At 64.6% G+C, this 19,825-nt stretch carries 20 protein-coding genes and 1 tRNA gene; 9 read left to right on the top strand and 12 right to left on the bottom strand.

Annotated elements, in window-relative coordinates; all coding sequences use genetic code 11:
* Window positions 1-70 precede the first annotated feature (70 nt).
* The 3 genes from def to truA all read left to right on the top strand — a co-directional run bounded on the left by def (window position 71) and on the right by truA (window position 2,534).
* Window positions 71-598: a peptide deformylase gene (gene def / locus I6F12_RS22930; RefSeq protein ID WP_036041776.1), complete on the top strand. Its 528-nt coding sequence runs from the start codon at window positions 71-73 to the stop codon at window positions 596-598.
* A gap of 136 nt (window positions 599-734) precedes the next feature.
* Window positions 735-1,658, top strand: coding sequence for a methionyl-tRNA formyltransferase (gene fmt / locus I6F12_RS22935; RefSeq protein ID WP_225157266.1), 924 nt, complete (start codon window positions 735-737; stop codon window positions 1,656-1,658).
* 138 nt (window positions 1,659-1,796) lie between these two features.
* Window positions 1,797-2,534: a tRNA pseudouridine(38-40) synthase TruA gene (gene truA, locus I6F12_RS22940; protein WP_057027809.1), complete on the top strand. Its 738-nt coding sequence runs from the start codon at window positions 1,797-1,799 to the stop codon at window positions 2,532-2,534.
* Between the two features lie 173 nt (window positions 2,535-2,707).
* Here truA and dapE read toward each other — a convergent pair whose 3' ends face one another.
* From dapE to rpmH, 11 genes are all read right to left on the bottom strand, one after another.
* Entirely contained in the window at window positions 2,708-3,874 is a 1,167-nt protein-coding gene (gene dapE, locus I6F12_RS22945; protein WP_109145454.1) for a succinyl-diaminopimelate desuccinylase, read from the bottom strand.
* Window positions 3,871-4,515 carry a DUF805 domain-containing protein gene (locus tag I6F12_RS22950; protein ID WP_225157267.1) on the bottom strand — a complete coding sequence of 215 codons (645 nt, stop codon included), beginning with the start codon at window positions 4,513-4,515 and terminating at the stop codon, window positions 3,871-3,873. The genes dapE and I6F12_RS22950 overlap by 4 nt, the downstream gene beginning before the upstream one ends.
* Before the next feature lie 146 nt (window positions 4,516-4,661).
* Window positions 4,662-5,507 (bottom strand): 2,3,4,5-tetrahydropyridine-2,6-dicarboxylate N-succinyltransferase, encoded by an 846-nt coding sequence (gene dapD, locus I6F12_RS22955; RefSeq protein WP_128264986.1) that lies wholly within the window; start codon window positions 5,505-5,507, stop codon window positions 4,662-4,664.
* A gap of 198 nt (window positions 5,508-5,705) precedes the next feature.
* A complete protein-coding gene (locus I6F12_RS22960) occupies window positions 5,706-6,395 on the bottom strand; it encodes a pyrimidine 5'-nucleotidase (protein ID WP_057027530.1) in 690 nt (229 codons plus the stop codon).
* A gap of 194 nt (window positions 6,396-6,589) precedes the next feature.
* A complete protein-coding gene (locus I6F12_RS22965; RefSeq protein ID WP_036026517.1) occupies window positions 6,590-7,576 on the bottom strand; it encodes a DUF1036 domain-containing protein in 987 nt (328 codons plus the stop codon).
* 161 nt (window positions 7,577-7,737) lie between these two features.
* The gene (gene argB, locus I6F12_RS22970) at window positions 7,738-8,625 is read right to left on the bottom strand and encodes an acetylglutamate kinase (protein WP_036014067.1); all 888 of its coding nucleotides are present in this window, start codon (window positions 8,623-8,625) and stop codon (window positions 7,738-7,740) included.
* A 166-nt stretch (window positions 8,626-8,791) separates the two neighbouring features.
* Entirely contained in the window at window positions 8,792-9,157 is a 366-nt protein-coding gene (locus tag I6F12_RS22975; protein WP_225151140.1) for a DUF423 domain-containing protein, read from the bottom strand.
* The gene (gene yihA / locus I6F12_RS22980) at window positions 9,157-9,810 is read right to left on the bottom strand and encodes a ribosome biogenesis GTP-binding protein YihA/YsxC (RefSeq protein WP_036026511.1); all 654 of its coding nucleotides are present in this window, start codon (window positions 9,808-9,810) and stop codon (window positions 9,157-9,159) included. The genes I6F12_RS22975 and yihA overlap by 1 nt, the downstream gene beginning before the upstream one ends.
* Before the next feature lie 114 nt (window positions 9,811-9,924).
* A complete protein-coding gene (gene yidC / locus I6F12_RS22985; RefSeq protein ID WP_036014059.1) occupies window positions 9,925-11,775 on the bottom strand; it encodes a membrane protein insertase YidC in 1,851 nt (616 codons plus the stop codon).
* Between the two features lie 16 nt (window positions 11,776-11,791).
* Window positions 11,792-12,178 carry a ribonuclease P protein component gene (gene rnpA, locus I6F12_RS22990; protein ID WP_225134005.1) on the bottom strand — a complete coding sequence of 129 codons (387 nt, stop codon included), beginning with the start codon at window positions 12,176-12,178 and terminating at the stop codon, window positions 11,792-11,794.
* A 27-nt stretch (window positions 12,179-12,205) separates the two neighbouring features.
* Window positions 12,206-12,340 (bottom strand): 50S ribosomal protein L34, encoded by a 135-nt coding sequence (gene rpmH / locus I6F12_RS22995; RefSeq protein WP_008542748.1) that lies wholly within the window; start codon window positions 12,338-12,340, stop codon window positions 12,206-12,208.
* A 350-nt stretch (window positions 12,341-12,690) separates the two neighbouring features.
* Between rpmH and I6F12_RS23000 the strand changes: the two genes are divergently transcribed.
* The 6 genes from I6F12_RS23000 (at window position 12,691) to I6F12_RS23025 (ending at window position 18,813) form a co-directional block, all read left to right on the top strand.
* A complete protein-coding gene (locus tag I6F12_RS23000) occupies window positions 12,691-14,190 on the top strand; it encodes a HAMP domain-containing sensor histidine kinase (protein WP_036014057.1) in 1,500 nt (499 codons plus the stop codon).
* Window positions 14,191-14,486: 296 nt separating this feature from the next.
* Window positions 14,487-14,563: transfer RNA gene (locus I6F12_RS23005), tRNA-Arg, on the top strand.
* An 84-nt stretch (window positions 14,564-14,647) separates the two neighbouring features.
* A complete protein-coding gene (gene queD / locus I6F12_RS23010; RefSeq protein ID WP_225157268.1) occupies window positions 14,648-15,004 on the top strand; it encodes a 6-carboxytetrahydropterin synthase QueD in 357 nt (118 codons plus the stop codon).
* 238 nt (window positions 15,005-15,242) lie between these two features.
* The gene (locus I6F12_RS23015) at window positions 15,243-17,108 is read left to right on the top strand and encodes an adenylate/guanylate cyclase domain-containing protein (protein ID WP_225157269.1); all 1,866 of its coding nucleotides are present in this window, start codon (window positions 15,243-15,245) and stop codon (window positions 17,106-17,108) included.
* 59 nt (window positions 17,109-17,167) lie between these two features.
* Window positions 17,168-18,070: a hypothetical protein gene (locus I6F12_RS23020; RefSeq protein WP_225157270.1), complete on the top strand. Its 903-nt coding sequence runs from the start codon at window positions 17,168-17,170 to the stop codon at window positions 18,068-18,070.
* A gap of 101 nt (window positions 18,071-18,171) precedes the next feature.
* A complete protein-coding gene (locus tag I6F12_RS23025; protein ID WP_225157271.1) occupies window positions 18,172-18,813 on the top strand; it encodes a hypothetical protein in 642 nt (213 codons plus the stop codon).
* 90 nt (window positions 18,814-18,903) lie between these two features.
* Here the strand turns inward: I6F12_RS23025 and I6F12_RS23030 are convergent, their stop codons facing one another.
* Entirely contained in the window at window positions 18,904-19,695 is a 792-nt protein-coding gene (locus I6F12_RS23030) for a phytanoyl-CoA dioxygenase family protein (protein WP_036014040.1), read from the bottom strand.
* Window positions 19,696-19,825: the final 130 nt, after the last annotated feature.

The raw sequence follows: 19,825 nt of genomic DNA on the forward strand, positions 1-19,825 counted from the left end.
ATGGTTAGCGAGGGGTTAACGGGTTCCGGGCCGCATTGACCGCATCCGGCGCGCGGCTTAAATCGCGGCCATGGCCCTCAGAGAAATCATCATCCTGCCCGACAAGCAGCTGCGCCTGGTCTCCAAGCCGATCGAGAAGGTCACGGCGGAGATCCGCAAGCTTGCCGACGACATGTTCGAGACCATGTACGACGCGCCCGGCATCGGGCTGGCGGCGATCCAGGTCGCGCAGCCGCTGCGCCTGATCACCATGGACCTCGCCAAGCGCGATGAGAACGGCGAGACCAAGCCGCTGCCGCGCGTCTTCATCAATCCAGAGATCATCGCCTCGTCCGAGGAACTGTCGGTCTACGAGGAGGGCTGCCTCTCGATCCCCGAATATTACGAGGAGGTCGAGCGTCCCGCGAAAGTGCGCGTGCGCTTCACCGATCTCGACGGTAAGGTGCACGAGGAGGATGCCGAAGGCCTCTACGCCACCTGCATCCAGCACGAGATCGACCATCTCAACGGTGTGCTGTTCGTCGACTATCTGTCCAAGCTCAAGCGCGACCGCGTCATGAAGAAGTTCGAGAAAGCCGCCAAGCGCGCGGCGGAGTGATAATTCCTCCGCCGTCATGCCCGGGCTTGTCCCGGGCATCCACGTTCTTTGCCGCCGCGAGCAGGACGAACGTGGATGGCCGGGACAAGCCCGGCCATGACGAGTACCTTGCTCGTTTCAAGGATTGTCTCGTCAAATGCCCCTTCGCCTCATCTTCATGGGCACGCCCGATTTCTCCGTGCCGACGCTGCTCGAGCTGGTCGCGCATGGGCACGAGATCGCGGCGGTCTACACCCGCGCGCCCAAGCCGGGCGGCCGGCGCGGCCTGCAATTGCAGCCGACGCCGGTCGAGGAGGCCGCGCGAAAGCTCGGCATTCCCGTGCTGACGCCGAAGACGCTGAAGTCCGAGCAGGCGCTGGCGGAGTTCCGCGCGTTCGATGTCGACGCGGCCGTTGTCGTCGCCTACGGCATGATCCTGCCGCAGGCGATCCTCGATGCGCCAAAACTCGGCTGCTACAATCTGCATGCCTCGCTGTTGCCGCGCTGGCGCGGCGCTGCGCCGATCAACCGCGCCATCATGGCAGGTGACGCCGAGAGCGGCGTGATGGTGATGAAGATGGATGTCGGCCTCGATACCGGCGACGTCGCCATGGCCGAGCGCATCGCGATCACCGACGGCATGACCGCGCTCGACCTGCACGATCGCCTGTCCCGGTTGGGGGCCGACCTGATGGTGCGCGCGATGGCCGCGCTCGAACGCGGCGGGCTCCAGCTCAAGGCGCAGAGCGAGGACGGCGCCACCTATGCCGCCAAGATCGAGAAGGCGGAGGCGCGGATCGACTGGACAAAGCCGGCGCGCGCAGTGCTGCGCCACGTCCATGGCCTCTCGCCGTTCCCCGGCGCCTGGAGCGAGCTTGATGATGCCCGCGTCAAAATCCTGCGCTGCGAATTGGCGCAAGGCGCCGGCGCGCCTGGCGACGTGCTCGACGATCAGCTTACCGTCGCCTGCGGCGACGGCGCCATCCGCATCATCGAGCTGCAGCGCGAGGGCAAGGCCCGCATGCAGGCCGCGGACTTCCTGCGCGGCGTGCCGTTAAAGGCGGGATCCAAATTCACCTGACACTGTCATACCCCGCGAAGGCGGGGTATCCAGTACGCCGAGGCTTCTCGGTCAATCGGATAAGCTGCGGAGTACTGGGTTGCCCGCCCCAGTGCGCAACAGCGCACAAGGCGGGCAATGACGACGAAACTGGACACGATGCCCCGCTACAAGCTCACCATCGAATATGACGGCGCGCCGTTCTTCGGCTGGCAGGTGCAGGACACGCTGCCATCGGTGCAGGGCGCGCTGCAAGCCGCGGTGAAGGCGATGACTGGTTCGGATCTGCGCGTGCACGGTGCCGGCCGCACCGACGCCGGCGTGCATGCACGCGGCCAGGTCGCCCATGTCGACGTCGACAAGCAGTTTCCGCCGGGCCGTTTTCGCGACGGGCTCAACGCGCATCTGCGCCCGCATCCGATCGCGGTGCTCGAGGCCGAGATCGTGCCCGACGATTTCGAGGCGCGCTTCTCGGCGGTCAAGCGCCACTACCGCTATCGCATCGTCAACACTCGCGCCAATCTCGCGCTCGATGTCGGCCACGCCTGGCGCGTGCCGCGCAAGCTCGATGCCGACGCAATGCACGCGGCGGCGCAGCGCCTGCTCGGCAAGCACGATTTCACCACCTTTCGCGACACCGAGTGCCAGGCCAAATCGCCGGAGAAGACGCTCGACCAGCTCGACGTGATCCGCGATGGCCGCGAGATCAACGTCATCACCTCGGCGCGCTCGTTCCTGCACAGCCAGGTGCGCTCGATGGTGGGATCCCTGGTCTGGGTCGGCGAGGGCCGCTGGACCGCCGACGATCTCTCCGCCGCACTCAAAGCCCGCAACCGCGCCGCCTGCGGCATCGTCGCCCCGCCCGAGGGGCTGTATTTGATGAAGGTGGATTATTAGGCGAGCGGCGCAGAGAGCGGGCACGCTCTCGCCAAACCTCGGTGTCATGCCCCGGCTTGACCGGGGCATCCAGTACGCCGCGGCCTCTCGGCTCAATCACTGCCGTCTCTGGAATACTGGATCGCCCGGTCAAGCCGGGCGATGACGGTCGTGTTTGTGGAGGCAACACTGCCTCAAGCAAAATACCGCGCCAAAATCCCGCGATACACTTTCGTCAGCCTCTCCAGATCCGCCACCGGCACGCGCTCGTCGATCTGGTGCATGGTCTGCCCGACCAGGCCGAACTCGATCACGGGGCAATAGAAGGAGATGAATCGCGCATCCGACGTGCCGCCTGAGGTCGAGAGCTCGGGCTTGCGCCCCGTCACCTCCTCGATCGCGGAGACCGCGAGATCGGTGAACGGCCCCGGCTTGGTCACGAACACGTTCGAGTTGGAGGGCTCCCAGACGATGCGGGCCTTGATGCGGTTGCCGCAGGCTTTGGCGAGGCGTGTCTCCACCAATTCGCGCAAGCTCGCCTGGGTGTGGTTGTCGTTGTAGCGGATGTTGAATCTTGCGCGGGCCTCGCCGGGGATGACGTTGAAGGCCTTGTTGCCGACGTCGACCGAGACGAATTCGAGATTGGACGCCTGGAATTGCGCGCTGCCATGGTCGAGCGGCTCGTCGGAGATCGCGACGATCAGCCGCGAGATATCAGGCACCGGATTGGAGGCGCGGTGCGGATAGGCGACGTGGCCCTGCACGCCGTCGACGACGAGCGTGCCGGATTGCGAGCCGCGCCGGCCGATCTTGATGGTGTCGCCGAGCGTCTCGACGTTGGAAGGCTCGCCGAGCACGCAATGGTCGAATTTCTCGCCGCGCTCGGCGACCCATTTCAGCAGCTTGATGGTGCCGTTGATCGAGACGTCTTCCTCGTCGCCGGTGATCAGGAACGAGATCGAGCCCTTTCCGTCGCTGCGCGGCTTGCCGCCGTTGGCGGCGAGATGCTCCAGCACCGCGGCGACCGAGCAGGCGATGCCGCCTTTCATGTCGACCGCGCCGCGGCCATGCAGCACGCCGTCCTTCACCTCTCCGGAGAACGCGCCGACGCTCCAGGCGCTCTCGTCGCCGGGCGGTACCACATCGGTGTGGCCTGCGAAGGTGATGTGCGGACCGTCGGTGCCGATCCGAGCGTAGAGATTGTCGACGTCGGCGGTGCCTTCCTCGCTGAAGGTCACGCGGTGACAGGTGAAACCGGCAGCGCCCAGGATTTTTTCGAGCACCCCGAGCGCGCCGGCATCGGCCGGAGTGACTGAGGGGCAACGGATGAGGTCGCGGGCGATCGAGAGGGCATCGGTCATGCGCCCCGCTTAGCATGCATGCCGCCGGGTGGGCTAGCGCTGGGCGGAACAATTTCGATCTCGCGGCCCTGGTCCCAGCTCTTCGCAGGCGGCGAGGCGGGCGTGGACTCATACGCGATCCCGGCCAGCGGATCAGGCCCGAACCGGTTATCGCCGACAGTGCCGGGCACGCAGAGCATCTCGACGAGACCCCACAGCCACAGCATCGAAGCGGCGAGGTTGAAAAGAAGCATCACGCTGGTGTCGGGGAGCAGGTCCGAGAACTGGTTGAACAGGCCGGGCACGAGGAAAAACGGAACGAGCCACCAGCCGCTCCTGTCACGGTCGTGCAGCCGCTTGATCGCCGTTGCCAGATAGACCCACAGGAACAGCGACATGCCGAATGCCCTCAGGATCAGGGGCGCGCGGTCGGTAGACGCGAGTGAAGGGTGTTCCCGGGGATCGGCCAGCTTGAACAGATCGCCAAGGCCGAAATCGAGCTTGAGCGAGAGCTTCAACGATCCGTCGGCATTGGGCAGATGAATGATCTGACCGATCACCTCCAGCAAGCCTGCCAGCAGCGCAACGATCAGCAGCGCCTGCCACAGCAGGGCGCGATTGATGCGGCCGTCGAAGCGGAATAGGTACCAGATCCAGTCCATGCGAGTGGCTCCGGGCGGAATGGCCGCCCGGAAATTGGTCGCGATGGAGGGAGGGTGGGTTCGATCCTGGCAGCGAATGGTGAATGGTGAATGGCAAGTAGGATTGGCGCCCTATTCGCCACTGGCCATTCGCTACTCGCCTTGCATCAATCCCGCAGCAGCTCGTTGATGCTGGTCTTCGACCGCGTGCGCTCGTCGACGCGCTTGACGATCACGGCGCAAGCGGTGCTCGGGCCGATCTGGCCGTTCTTCATCGGCTTGCCGGGCAGCGCGCCGGGCACCACGACGGAATATTCCGGCACCTCGCCCATGAAGACCTCGCCGGTCTCGCGGTCGACGATCTTGGTCGAGGCTCCCAGGAACACGCCCATCGCCAGCACCGCGCCCTTGCGCACGATCACACCTTCGGCGACTTCCGAGCGCGCGCCGATGAAGCAATCGTCCTCGATGATGACCGGCTCGGCCTGCAGCGGCTCGAGCACGCCGCCGATGCCGGCGCCGCCCGAGATGTGCACGCGCTTGCCGATCTGTGCGCAGGAGCCGACGGTGGCCCAGGTGTCGACCATCGTGCTCTCATCGACATAGGCGCCGAGATTGACGAAGGACGGCATCAAGACGACGTTCTTGGCGATGAAGGCCGAGCGGCGGACGATCGCGCCGGGCACCGCGCGAAAACCGGCATCGCGGAAGCGGTTCGGGCCCCAGCCTTCGAACTTCGAGGGCACCTTGTCCCACCAGCTTGCCTTGCCGGGGCCGCCGCCAATGACGTCCATGTCGTTGAGGCGGAACGACAGCAGCACGGCCTTCTTCAGCCATTGATTGACCTTCCACTTGCCGTCGCTGCCGCGCTCGGCAACGCGCGCCTCGCCCTTGTCCAGGATCTCCAGCGACTGGTCGACGGCCTCGCGCACCTCGCCCTTGGTCGTGGTCGAGATGCCGTCACGCGCCTCGAAGGCGCTGTTGATGGTGGATTCGAGGGCTGCAAGGGACATCGTGATTTCCTCTGGGAAGCGCGTGGTTCGCGAGAATTGGAGCGCTTTTTCGGGATTTGGCGGAGCGGAGTCAAGGCTGCGTTCTGGATCACCACCCGGGAAGACCCGTAGCCCGGATGGAGCGAAGCGCAATCCGGGACAGTCTCTCCGCAGCTACGCCAGCCCCGGATTACGCTGCGCTCCATCCAGGCTACGAAATCACCCCGACAACTTTGCCAAAAACCCCGCCAGATCATCCGTGACGTGGTCGACATGGGCGGCGTCGCGGCCTTCCAGCTCCCAGTCCTCGCGCACCACCTCCTTGGTGCCGTCGGGCACCACCAACACGGTGGTCATGCCGAGCCGGTAGGGGACGGTGAGGTTGCGGGCGAGGTCCTCGAACATGGCGGCGCGGGTCGGATCGACCGCATGCTGGCCGAGGAACTTGCGATAGGTCTGCTCCGCCGGCTTCGGTTCGAACTCGGCGGCGATGATGTCGAACACGCCGTCGAAATGGCCGGCGAAGCCGAGCCGCGCCAGCACGGCATCGACATGGTCGACCGAGCCGTTGGTGAGGATCAGCTTGCGGCCCGGCAGCTTTGCGATGGCCGCGCCAAGCGCCGGATTCGGCTCCAGCGGAGAGTGGTCGATCTTGTGGACATAGGCGAGGTAGTCGTCGGCGGAGACGCCGTGCAGGGTCATCATGCCGCGCATCGTGGTGCCGAAGCGGCGATAATAGTCTTTCTGGATCGCCCGCGCTTCCTCCGGGCCGACATTCAGCCAGTTGCAGACGAACTCCCCGATCCGCGCATCGACCTGCTGCCACAGATTGACGTGATGCGGATAGAGCGTGTTGTCGAGGTCGAACACCCAGGTGTCGACATGGTTGAAGCTGCGGGGGAAGGTCATATCGGCATTCTCAACTTGTCGTCCCGGGGCGCGCGAAGCGCGAGCCCGGGACCCATAACCCCAGGGAGGAGTTTTGCGAAGACTCGGGGTGACCAGCTTCCCTCCGCAACCACTCCCTGGGGTTATGGGTCCCCGCCTTCGCGGGGACGACGGCGGAGCTTGTGGATGCTTGCGTGCTGATCATTGCGCCAATCTCACGGCACGGCAAAGCGCAGCGTCTTGCCCCCGCTCGACATGTCTACCGCGCCGAAGCCCGTTGGCGCAAAGCCGCGCGCGCCGCAATCGGTCTGCTCGCTGGTCTCGAACTTGGTCTCGCGTGTGCAGAGCTGCCTGTCGCCGCCCCAATTCAGCGGCTTGTCCTTAAGCTTGACGATTCGGTTGTCGGCGTCGACCGCTTCCGCGAAGCTGAAGATCTGCTTCGGCTGGCCTGATACATCGGGGTGCAGGCAGGTCTTGGGATCGATGCGATACCAGCCGCGGCTGGTCACCGCCTTGCCGTCGTCGGTCGCGATCGCCGCCATCACCTTGTGCGGCGTGTCGTTGCACCAGGTGAGGCCGGTCGCGGACGGCGTCTGCACGGCATCGACCATGGTCTTGAAGAAGTTCTGCGAGCCCACGATGTCGGACGACAAGCCCCGGCTCTTCAGGAATGCGGCCAGCGCGCTCTGCGTCTTCGGCCCGTCGACGCCATCGATCGGCGCGGCGTCGTAGCCTGCGATCACCAGGAGCCGCTGGATGCCGGCGAGGCGCGCCTGCTCGTCGTCATATTCGGAATCCTCGGCGAGATAAGCGACGAGGTTGCCGTCCGGGCTTTGCGTCGGCGTCACCTGTGTGAAGGGAACCTGCGTCTGGCCGCTGCGGCACTGCCTGGCCGCCGCGATGACGAAATTGTCCTGCGCGACGCACAGCATGTCGTTGCCGCTTTGCGGGATCGGGGACGCGCCGTAGACGCCGAGCGCGCGCGCGTTGAGCAGGATGCGGTCGGCGGTCAGCGTGCCCTGGACCACCACGCGGCAGGCGGCGGGATCGATCCTGAACCAGCCGCGCGTCGCGGTGGCCGCCTTGTCGTCGATGCCGATCGCGGCCTCGACCACATAGGACATGCGGTTGCAGATCTTGAGGTCGGCGATCGCCGGCGCCGAGGAGAAGAAGAAGGAGACAGTTGCGGCAGGCAGCGTCATCAGGAAGCGGGTGAGGGGGGAGCGGCGTGGATGACGCTCTCTCAAATCGTCATGGCCGGGCTTGACCCGGCCATCCACGTCTTTGCCGCGAGAAGAAAGGTCGTGGATGCCCGGGACAAGCCCGGGCATGACGACCTTCTTCCGCTGCTCGCGTTCCCGCATCACTTGTGGATCAGCGTGCCCGTGCCCTGGTTGGTGAAGAGCTCGAGCAGCACCGCGTGCTGCATCTTGCCGTCGATGATGACGACGCCCTCGACGCCCTGCTCCAGCGCGTAGATGCAGGTCTCGACCTTCGGGATCATGCCGCCGGAGATGGTTCCGTCGGCGATCAGTTTTCGCGCGTCCTTCACCGACAATTGCGGGATCAGCTTCTTCGACTTGTCGAGCACGCCGGGCACGTCGGTGAGCAGCAGCAGGCGCTTGGCTTTCAGCGCGCCGGCGACGGCCCCTGCAAAGGTGTCGGCGTTGATGTTCAGCGTCTGGCCCTCTTTCGAGGTTGCGAGCGGCGCCAGCACCGGGATCAGCTCGTAGCCGATCAGCTGGTTGAGCAAAGTGAGGTCGACCTTCTCGGGGTCGCCGACGAAGCCGAGATCGATCGCCTTCTCGATGTTCGAGTCGGGATCGACGATGGTGCGCGTCGTCTTGGTCGCCTTCACCATGTTGCCGTCCTTGCCCGACAGGCCCACCGCCTTGCCGCCGGCCTCGTTGATGTAGCCGACGATCTGCTTGTTGACGGAGCCGGCGAGCACCATCTCGACGATCTCGATGGTCGCGGCATCGGTGATGCGCAGGCCCGCGGCGAATTCCGAGACGATCCCAAGACGCTTGAGCATGGTCGCGATCTGCGGCCCGCCGCCATGCACCACCACCGGATTGATCGCGGTCTGCTCCAAGAGCACGATGTCGCGGGCAAAGTTCTTCGCGGTCTCCTCGTCGCCCATGGCATGGCCGCCATATTTGATGACGATGGTTTCCTCGTCATATTGCTGCATGTGCGGCAGCGCTTCGGACAGGATGCGGGCCTGGTCGAGCGGAGAGATGTCGGTCATGTCGCGGGTCTCGCTGGCGGGTCGAATGGTGCGCGTTCTATCCGATTGGCGGGGACAGCGCAAAGGTGTGGCAGCTATGTAGCCCGGATGGAGCGCAGCGTAATCCGGGATTCGTCGCCGCAGACACCGGCCCCGGATTGCGCTTCGCTCCATCCGGGCTACGGATTCAGCGCTTCGCCGCCACCGCCGCCACGCTTACCGCCAGCCAGCTCGCAATCATCACCATCCCGCCCGTCGGCGCCGCCATCGGAAACAGCGCGTGCCCGGCATACTGCCGCAAGGTGAGGTCGCCTGCGAACAGCGCGGCACCGATCGCGAAGCCGAACGTCGCCACGATTCCAATTCCGCCGTGCAGAAGGCCGCGCGTGAGCAAGGCGATGGTCGCAAGTATGGCACTTGCATGAAACAGCAGCATGGCGCTGGCGGAGGCAAGACGGCTCGCGTCGGCACCATGGGCGGACGCGGCGGCCAGCGCGACGCCGGCGGCGCCCATCAAGCCGGCAAGCCCGATCAGCAGGCGGTGCGCTGCCATCACGAGGCCCGCTCTTCCAGGAGCTTCGCCATCGCGGCGCGAAGCTCGGCCATGCCGGTCGCGCTGCGCGACGAGGTCGCGAGCACGGTCGGGAACGCGGCCGGATGCTTGGCGAGCACGGCCTCGGTCTCGGCGATGCGTGCTTGCAGCTCGGCGACTTTCACCTGGTCGGCCTTGGTCAGCACGATCTGGTAGCTGACGGCGGAGCGGTCGAGCGTCTTCAGCACCTCGAGATCGACATCCTTGATCCCGTGCCGCGCATCGATCAGCACGTAGACGCGCGCGAGACTGGCGCGTCCCAGCAGGAATTTGTGGATCAGCTCGGTCCAGGACGCGACCTGGCTCTTCGGCGCCTTGGCATAGCCGTAGCCGGGCATGTCGACGAGGCGCAGGTCGTTCTTGCCGGGGACCTCGAAGAAGATCAGCTCCTGGGTGCGGCCCGGCGTATGCGAGGTGCGCGCCAGCGCGTTGCGGCCCGTGAGCGCGTTGATCAGGCTCGACTTGCCGACATTGGAGCGCCCGGCAAAGGCGATCTCCAGCCCCGCCATCGGCGGCAGCGTTTCGATCGAAGGGGAGGCCCAGATGAACTGCCAGTCACGAGCGAACAGTTTTCGCCCGGCCTCGATCAGCTTCGCATCTTTGTCGTCGGTCATGCGAAGCCTCGCTGTTTCCTTGCGTCATTGCGAGCGAAGCGAAGCAATCCAGAAATGTATCCGCCGAGGGACCCTGGATTGCTTCGTCACAAGGGCTCCTCGCAATGACGACGCTTACGTCGCCTTCCTCGCGAACGTCGCCTTGAGATTGTCGAGTAATTCCACCTTCACGCCGTTGCGGCGCATGATGTAGCCCTGCTGGACCACCGAGAGCAGGTTGTTCCAGGCCCAGTAGATCACGAGGCCCGCCGGGAATCCCGCCAGCATGAAGGTGAAGATCAGCGGCATCCAGTTGAAGATGATCTGCTGGGTCGGATCCGGCGGCGTCGGATTCAGCTTCATCTGGATCCACATCGTGATGCCCATGATGATCGGCCAGATGCCGAGCGCGAGGTAATAGCCGAACACCGGAATCGTGGTCGGATCGAACGGGAGCAGCCCGAACAGGTTGAAGAGATTGGTCGGGTCCGGCGCGGAGAGGTCCTTGATCCAGCCGAAGAACGGCGCGTGCCGCATCTCGATGGTGACGAACAGCACCTTGTAGAGCGCGAAGAACACCGGAATCTGGATCAGCACGGGCAGACAGCCGGCGACCGGATTGATCTTCTCCTTGCGGTAGATCTCCATCATCTCCTGCTGCTGCTTCACCTTGTCGTCGGGATAGCGCTCCTTCAGTGCCAGCAGCTGCGGCTGGATCGACTTCATCTTCGCCATCGAGGCGTAGGACTTGTTCGCCAGCGGGAAGAACAACAGCTTCACGATCACCGTGACGAGCAAGATCGAGACGCCGAAATTGCCGAAGAAGCGGAAGAAGAAGTCGAGGCCGAGGAACATCGGCTTGGTGAGGAAGTAGAACCAGCCCCAGTCGATCAGCAGGTCGAACTGGTTGAGGCCGAGCGCCTTGTTGTAGCCGCCGAGGCCTGCGAGCGGGAAGTTGATGCCGACCACGCCGGCTTCCTTGGCGCCTGCGAACAGCCGCGCGTTGGCCGTCGCGGTGCCGCCGATCGCGACTGTGACGGGGTCGAGCAGATAGTCGGTCTGGTAGGTATGGACCTTGCCGACCGGGTTGGACGAGAAGCGCGCCTGGAGCTGGGCGTTGGTATCCGGCAGCAGCGCGGAGGCCCAGTATTTGTCGGTGATGCCGAGCCAGCCATTGGTGGCCTTGAAGTTCACCTGCTTGGCTTCGTCGATCTTGCTGTAGGCATATTCCTGCAGCCTGTGTTCGCCGAGATAGCCGATCAGGCCCTCATGCAGGATATAGTAGCCGGAGACATGCGGCGCGCCGTGGCGCGAGATCAGCGCGAACGGATAGAGCGTGACGGGCGCGTTGCCGACATTGCTCACCTCGTCCTTGATGGTGAAGAGATAATGGTCGTCGACGGCGATGGTGCGGCGGAAAGTCAGGCCGTCGCCATTGTCCCATTTCAGCACCACGGGCGTCGACGGCGTCAGGCTGCCGCTGCCCTCCTGCTGCCAGACGGTCTGGGCATCCGGCATCTTTGCCGTCACGCCCGTCGCTGCAACCCAGCCGAACTCGGCGTAATAGGGCTCCGCCGTGCCCGACGGCGAATAGAGGACGATCGGCGGCGATTTCGGATCGACCGTCTCGCGATATTGCACCAGCGCGATGTCGTCGATGCGGCCGCCCTTCAGCGAGATGCTGCCGGCGATCCGCGGCGTCTCGATCTTGACGCGCGGGCTCGCTGCAATGGCAGTCTCGCGCGAAACGACCGCTTGGGGCGGGCTCGCGGCCGGCGTCGACGGCTGGGCCGCGCCGGGCTGCGGCGCGCTGCCCGGCGTCGGGGACGCGCCCGGCTGCGGCGTGCTGCCCTTCTGGAGCTCGGACTGCGCCTGCTGCTGGGCGCGCTGCTTCTCCATCTGCGGCACATTGTAGAAGTACTGCCAGGCGATCAGCACCAGGCCGGACAGAATGACGGCGAGGATGGTATTGCGATTGTCGGTCATCTCGATTGTCTCGTCATCAATCCGGTTTGCGGCTGGTCGCTGCGACGTGACCCGGCCTGTGGCCGCGCGCTTTGGCCGTATGCCGCGCGGGCTTCGTGAACGCTATGCGCAGATCGTCGAGCATGGTGGCGAAGTCGCGCGAGAGCGCGTCCTTTCGTCCGACCAGGACATAATCATGGTGGGGCTGCATCGATGTCGGATCGAGCCGCTTCACCAGTTCGCGCAACCGGCGCCGGATGCGATTGCGCTCGGGGGCGTTGCCGTTCTTCTTGGTGACGGTGAAGCCGATCCTGACAGGGCCGGAATCATCGCGGCGGCGGCTTTGCAGGACGAACGCGGGACTATTCACCCGCGCGCCATTGGCAACGGCGAGGAAATCCGCCCGCTGCCTCAGCCGATCCATGATGAAATCCCAAAAAGGGGGTCCGGCTCAGGCGCTCAGACGCTTGCGGCCGCGGGCGCGGCGGGCGGCGAGAACCTTGCGGCCGCCGGCAGTGGCGAGACGGGCGCGGAAGCCGTGACGGCGCTTGCGCACCAGTTTGCTGGGTTGATAAGTCCGCTTCACGGGTTTTTCTCCGCTGACCGGGCAATTTGCCTGTAGAATTGATGGTAAAGTCCGGAAGATGCGGCCCAAAACGGGCCCTTTTTCGGCCCCAAGAGAGCCGCTCCCGGTGTCGCACCGGGTCATCGCGGACAATTCGCGCGGCTTATAAGGGAGCGCCTTGTCTTCGTCAACGCCGCACAAGCGCGCGATTGTGGTGAATATCGCTGTTTGCGCGGCGTTTTTAACCCTTGAGGTGGCGACTCGCGCTATCAGCGCTTACATCACACCTCGGCAGATTAGCGATCCGTAATTTGACCGGACATCGGTCGGGTCGCATCCTCCATCAGCCAAGGCCAACAGGGGCGAGTTTCGTGCCAGCCACAGATCGCCAGCCGATCCAGGATCTGGATCAGCCAGACCAGCCGGCGACGCGGCCCCGCGGCTCGCGCGGGCTCGGGTTGTCCGGCAAGCTGCTGCTGCTCACCATTCCCTTGGTGATGATCGCCGCGGTGCTGCTCTACGTGCCAGCCATCGCGAATTTTTGGGTCAACCGGCTGAATGATCGCGTCGCGGCGGCCAACACCGCGGCGCTGGTGCTGGATGCGGCGCCGCTCGGCATGGTCCCCGATTCGCTGTCGCGGCAGATCCTGAAGAGCATCAATGCCCGCGCCGTCGCAATTAAGATGGGCCAGCAGCGCCGGCTGCTCGCCAGCGACAACATTCCCGCCGCCATCGAGCACGACATCGACCTGCGCGACATGACGGCTTGGGAGGCGATCACCGGCTCGTTCCGGATGATGCTGGAAACCGGCAACCAGGCCATCCGCATCGTCGGCCCCGGGGTCGGCAATGCACAGTTCATCGAGATCGTCACCGATGAGCTGCCGCTGCGGAAGCAGATGTACCGCTTCTCCCGCAACCTCGTCGTGGTCGCGTTGATCATCGCGGTGCTGACCGCGGGCCTCGTCTATCTCGCGCTTCATTATCTCTTCGTGCGCCCGATGCGGCGGCTGACCGCGAGCCTGGTCGGCTTCCACGAGAATCCCGAGAGCTCGGCCGGCATCATCGTGCCGAGCCAGCGCAGCGACGAGATCGGGGTCGCCGAGCGCGAATTGTCCGACATGCAGCGCGACCTGATGTCGATGCTGAATCAGAAGAGCCGGCTCGCTGCCCTCGGCCTCGCGGTCTCCAAGATCAACCACGATCTGCGCAATCTGCTCGCCTCGGCCCAGCTGCTGTCGGATCAGCTCGCCAGCGTGCCGGATCCGCGCGTGCAGCGCTTTGCGCCCAAGCTCGTGCGCTCGCTCGAGCGCGCCATCGCCTTCTGCCAGTCGACATTGTCCTACGGCCGCGCCCAGGAGGCCGCACCCGACCGCCGCATGATCCTGATCGAGCCTGTTGTGATGGAGGTGCGGGAGACCGCGGGGCTCGCCAACGACGCCTCGATCGCCTGGGTCGCCGCGATCGAGCGCGGGCTCGCGGTCGACGCCGATCCCGACCAGCTGTTCCGGGTCTTGCTCAACCTCGTCCGCAACGCCGCCCAGGCGCTCGAAAGCCATGCGGCGGGTGAGGGGCGCGTGCAGCAGATCCGGATCACCGGAAAGCGCGAAGGCGCCGTCGCCATTCTCGAGGTCTCCGACACCGGCCCCGGCGTTCCCCCGAAGACCCGGGAGCGCCTGTTCGAGGCCTTCCAGACCTCGGGCCGCCCCGGCGGCAGCGGCCTTGGCCTCGCCATCGCCGCCGAGCTGGTCCGCGCCCATGGCGGCGAGATCCACTTGGTCGAGGGCACCATCGGCGCCACGTTCCGCATCGTCATCCCCGACCGTCCCGTGGAACTGCTCTCCATCCGCAACGAGCGCCAGAGGGCTTAAGGCTAGGCCAGCGGCCGACTGAAACGAGCTGGGCCATCGCCATTCCTTCCGTCATTCCGGGACGACCCGAAGGGTCGGGCCCGGAATCCATAACCCCGGCTGGTGGTTATGGATTCCGGGCTCGCGACTTCGTCGCGCCCCGGAATGACGAAGAGAAGTGCGGAAATGCCCCAAAATACCGGCGAGCCGGACCTTGCCAATCGGGACAAGAGCGGCTAGTCAGAGCGCTCTTTCGCACCCCCTCCGGCTCTGCCGGGGGCTGCTTGCGGGCCCCGCCCGCGCTGTTTGCGAAACACGCGCCCGTAGCTCAGCTGGATAGAGCATCAGACTACGAATCTGAGGGTCGGACGTTCGAATCGTTCCGGGCGCGCCATTCTTTGCCGAAAGGTCAGGACAGGACAGCATCTGGTCGCCAGACCGGCCCGAGACCGGATGGCCATGCCGTGTGGGGAGCTGGATGAGGATATCGCAGGCGTTCAAGTTTGAGGCGGCGCATCGGCTGCCAAACGTGCCCGAGACTCACCGGTGCAGCCGGCTGCATGGTCATTCCTATCGGGTCGAGGTCCAGCTGGATGGGCCGGTCGACCCGCACACCGGCTTCGTCGCTGATTTCTTCGATATCGAAGCAAGCTTCGCCGGCATCATGGCGGCGCTGGACCACCAGTGCCTGAACGAGGTCGACGGCCTCGCGAATCCGACCGCCGAGAATATCGCGGTCTGGATCTGGGGCCGCTTGAAGCCCAGCCTGCCGCAGCTGTGGGCGGTCCGCGTTTATGAAACGACGGATTGCTGGGCCGAATATCAGGGGCGGTGACGACGGCCCGCTGACCCAGCGCCGGCCTCACCGTTGCCATATGGGAACCCGCAGGGCAACTCAGGATCAGCCATATGAGCGGAGTGGTGCTGCTTGCGCGCCGCCGGACGGATCTCATTACTCACGAATATATGAGCTGTGTTGATAACCGCATGCGGGTTGGAAGGTTTAATTTCAAGCTGGCGTAGAATGTCCGCAATGCCAGTTGTGCCTGGCCCCCTGTACAGGGAAACCGTTGATGGAACGCAAGCTCGCCGCGATCATGGCCGCCGACATCGTCAGCTACAGCCTGATGATGGCCGAAAACGAGGCCTCCACCTATAAAGAGCTGCGCACGGTCTTCGACAATCTGATCGAGCCCACAGTCGCGCAGCATGGTGGACGCATCTTCAAGAAGACCGGGGACGGGTTTCTGGCGATGTTTCCCAGCGTCAACGAAGCCGTTGATGCGGGCTCTGCCATCCAGCAAGGGTTCGACAACGCCCCGTTTGAGCTGCGCATAGGCATCAACCTCGGTGATGTCATCGAGGACAATGGCGATATGTACGGCGACGGCGTCAATGTCGCCACACGGCTCGAGACGATGGCCGATCCCGGCAGCATCTTTGTTAGCGGCGCTGTCGTCATGGCCGCAGACCGCAATCGCGGCGATGTGTTCGCGCGTGTGGGCCGCAGGCGCGCCAAAAACATTCCCGACCGTCTTAACGTCTACCGGGTCCGACGCGCGCAATCCTCGTGGTCTCGCTGGCGAAAAGTCCCGCGCGTTCTACGCGGTACCGCTGCGCGCTGGTCGTATGGCGTCGCCGCCGTAGCCCTTGTCCTCATCGGCACCCAAATCCAACCGCTTTCCCTGGCGGCGATGGTCAGCCGGCTCCCGGCCGCGCTATCTTTCGACCAGACCCGCGCCGACCCGCGCCCGTCAGTTGCGGTCATGCCCTTTGCGACCATGGGCGGGGACCAGTCGTACTTTGCAGACGGGCTGACCGAGGATGTGACCACGGCGCTCGCAAGGAATTCCGAGCTTCAGATCATCGCGCGCGACTCCACCTATGCCGTGCGCGGGCAAGACAGCGATATGCGCAAGCTCGGGGCAAAGCTGGGCGTTTCCTACGTGGTGGAAGGCAGCGCGCGCCGCGAGGGGGACCGGCTTCGCGTCTCGGCGCAGCTGATCGACGTGAAATCGGGCGCGCACCTTTGGTCGCGCAGCTTCGACAGGCAGGTTGCCGACGTCTTCACCGTACAAAGCGAGCTGACCACGGAAATCGTCGCCCAGCTCGCGCCGTATATCGGCCGAAGTGAAGCCATCGCTGCCGCGCAACGTCCGACCGACAACCTTCAGGCTTACGATCTTCTCCTGCGGGCCCGTCATCGATACCGGCATGGCGTCCAGGATGCGGAAGCACTTATGGAGGCACGCGGCCTCTATCAGCGCGCGCTGGAAATGGACCCGGCCTATGCCGTCGCCCGTGCGGGCTTGGCCCTCACTTACATCGCAGATGTGGCCAAGAGGTCGAGTGGTCGGGCGACAGCGCATGAGCTGGAACTAGGTCTTAGCGAAGCGCGCCAGGCTGTGCGCCTCGATCCCAATCTCTCGCTCGGCTATCAGGTGATCAGCTTCGGGCTGGCGGTGCAGGGCGATTATGCGGGCGGCTTGCAGGCCGCCAAGCGCGCCGTCGAACTGAATCCCAATGACCCGGATAGCATGATGGCATTGGCAAAAGCACAAGTCCGTTTCGGGGACTACGCGGACGCCGTTGCCAATGCCGAACGGGCACGTCGCCTTCATCCCATGGCACCGGAATATTACGCCTATGTGCATGGCCAGGCTCTTTACGCCGCTGATCGTCGCGATGAGTCGGCTACCGTGATCTCCGAATGCCTTGTAAGGGCGCCGCGCGATGCCAACTGCCTGCTCATCCAGGCTGCGCTGCAAGGGCGGCGCGGTGATATAGAAGCGGCGCAGCTGACGATGGCAAGCTTGGTAGGGGCCCAACCGACATTTTCGTTGGAGGCAGAGCGCTCTTATCGCCGGTTTGGCAACAAGCCGCTCATGGAGCAGTTCCTGAAGGACCTGACGGTGGCGAAGGCACCGGGGGCTGCGTAATAGGATTTTTGTTCAGTTTCATCTCGTCGGGCGCACCGTTTCGATAGTAAGTTCGTCCGATGCGCACGATCGATCATCTATTCTCCCGCTTCGTTTTATTCCTTGCCATCGCAGCCGCCCCGGTGCTTCCCGCGCGCGCGGCCGAAACCTGCCCGTTCATCAGCGCCCAGGAGCTCGCCCGGGCGATGCCGGCGCTGAAATGGTCGCTGATTTCGAACCAGGACGGCCGCGGCTGCATCTACCAGGCCGGGCGCGGCGACACGATGATGCTCTCCGTGTTCCGCAATCCCGACAAGGACCGCGCCAGGGAATTGTACGCGACCTTCGTCAAGACGCTTGGCGAACGCATGCCGCTGAGCGCAGTGTCCGGAATCGGCGACGAGGGCCAGGGTGGAACGAGCGCGGCGGGCGCGGAACGCCAGGAGGCCTCGGTCGTCGCCCTGTCCGGCGACTACATTCTGCAGATCAGCGTCTATCCGGTCGGCCGGCGTGCCGATGATGCGCTGCTCGCGCCGATCACTGAGGCCGCGCGCGTTGCCGTCGGCAATGTGAGCAGGAGCAGCGAGCGGTTCGGCAATTGCGAGTGGCTCACGGCCGCCGATGCCGACGGCTTTCTCGACAACGGCACGATGACGGTGCAGCGGACCGGGGCAGGCAGCTGCATGATGTTCGATCGTGAGGCCAACACCATGACCGTCGCGGTGATCACGACCTCGCGCGATACCGCCATCGGCATGATGAAGCGTGCAGGGCCATGCACGCACGTGGCGATCCCCGAGCTCGGCCGCGAAGCCTTCGGCGAGCATTCCTGCACCAAGGGCAACGGCAACGCCGTCCACATCCATGTCTGGAAGAACGGCCGCCAGGCTTCGATCCTGTTCGCCCCGGTCAAGCCGCATCCGCAGTCCGGCTCGGTCGAGCGCCTGAAGGCGGTTGCCGCGCGGGTGTATGGGAAACTGTGACGACGGTGGTCGGGGTCACACTTGCGTCGCGCAATTCTGGATTGCGTTTGCCGCGGGCGCAGCTATCGTCCCACACCGCACGGTCTGCTGGAAAGCCCTTGATGTCTAAGCGTCGCACATGGTCCGCAGCCAGTGACTTGATCTGTGTCGCTGCCGCGCTGCTGCTATCAGCCCTCACCGCCGATGCCCAGGAGGCACAGTGGTCTCCGTTGTGGGATGCCTTGACGAAGCGGTCCGACGCAAAGGTGGTCGATGGCGTCAATGACAAGGGCAAGGCGACGCGACGTATAGATCTCTCCTCGGGGGTGTCCTTCTTTCTGGAGCGCGATGGCGACCGGATCATGAGTACCGGGTTCGACAATAGCGGACGCGGAGCCGTGCAATGCAGTTGGGAGATTTATGTCGGGGTTCGAGCCTACACCGAAGCTTGCCAGCCGGGCGAAGATCAAGCCTTTGAAGCCGATCTGGACGATGCGATAGCTCGCATGAACGAGTTCATCGTTGAGAACAGCATCGTTCCCGTGACCAGATCGGAGCTTCAGGATGCCATTCGGCAACGTAAGCAGCACGTCGGGGACGTGGTGCGCGGGCAATCCGACGACGATCGCCGCAAGCTGTGCGAAGCCAACCCTATTCGTCCCATGAGCATTGCATTGCGGTCCGCTTCGCACGACTTGCGAATTTCAACTTTGAACACGCTCTTGTCCGTCAAGCGACCACCGGTGAAAAATCCGTGCCTTTGAGCGTGCCGCTGCCGGCGTGATGCGGTTTCGCAAACGACACAAGGCGACAGCAACATCCGGGACCGCCCAGCGGCCCCGGATGTCATCCCCCTAGACCGTCAGCCCGCACGCCCGCCGGATCGCGATCTGAACCGGCGAAGGTGGCAGCGCCGGATCGAATTCGCGCTTCGGCAGCAGCGGAGGCTGTGCCATGAAGCGCGGCTCTTTCCCGCGGTGGGGTTGCGCGGCATGAACCAGGAACGGGTGGCACAGATAGACGGTGCCTGGCTTGCCGGTCGCAAGTTCAACCTCGCGATCCCTTGTCGACGTCCAGTCGCCGGCAGCAAGTTGCCGGAGCGTTGCGCCCGCCTCGCCATGGGGCAGTAGCTCCCGCGCGATGGCCGCATGCGAGCCTTTCCGGATTCGCGTGGGCGCATCATCGTTTCCGACGTCCGAGAACAGGAAGAGCATCAGCAGCGCACGGCCGCTGCTCTTCACATTGGCACGCCATTCCATGAAGTCGGCATGGGCTGTGCCAAAGCTCATGTCCACATGCCAGCCATCGTCGCCTGGCGATTGCGATGACGGGAAGCGGATCGGAAAGGTTCCGAGGCCCCTGGGCGCAAGCCAGCGTCCTTCGCCGGCGAGCTGATCATAGGCCTTGTGCAGACGCGGCGTGTTCGCGGCTTCAATGAAGGGGGGCGTCGCTTTGGCGCCGACCCGGACAACGGGCTGGGTCCAATGTTCGGGCTCGTCCGGCGACAGGCCGATATCCGCCCACAGCTCGTCCCTGCATTGCTTGGCAAGGTCGGTGCTGAAGGCATTCTCGAGTTTGACGAAACCGTCGTCGATGAAGGTCTGGACCTGACGGGGCGTCAGGCCAACCTGTTCGGTCTTGGGCATTGCACATCTCTCCGTTCGGCTACCGCAGCGCGCGTAGCCGTTTGATCTGAGTGGCGCAGGAGCGCCGGAACGACGTTCGGCCGTTCAGATCAGCGGGAAGAATGTGGAGATGAACATCATGGCGGGAACG

The organism is Bradyrhizobium sp. IC4059, from assembly GCF_020193615.1.
Taxonomy (GTDB): Bacteria; Pseudomonadota; Alphaproteobacteria; order Rhizobiales; family Xanthobacteraceae; genus Bradyrhizobium; species Bradyrhizobium yuanmingense.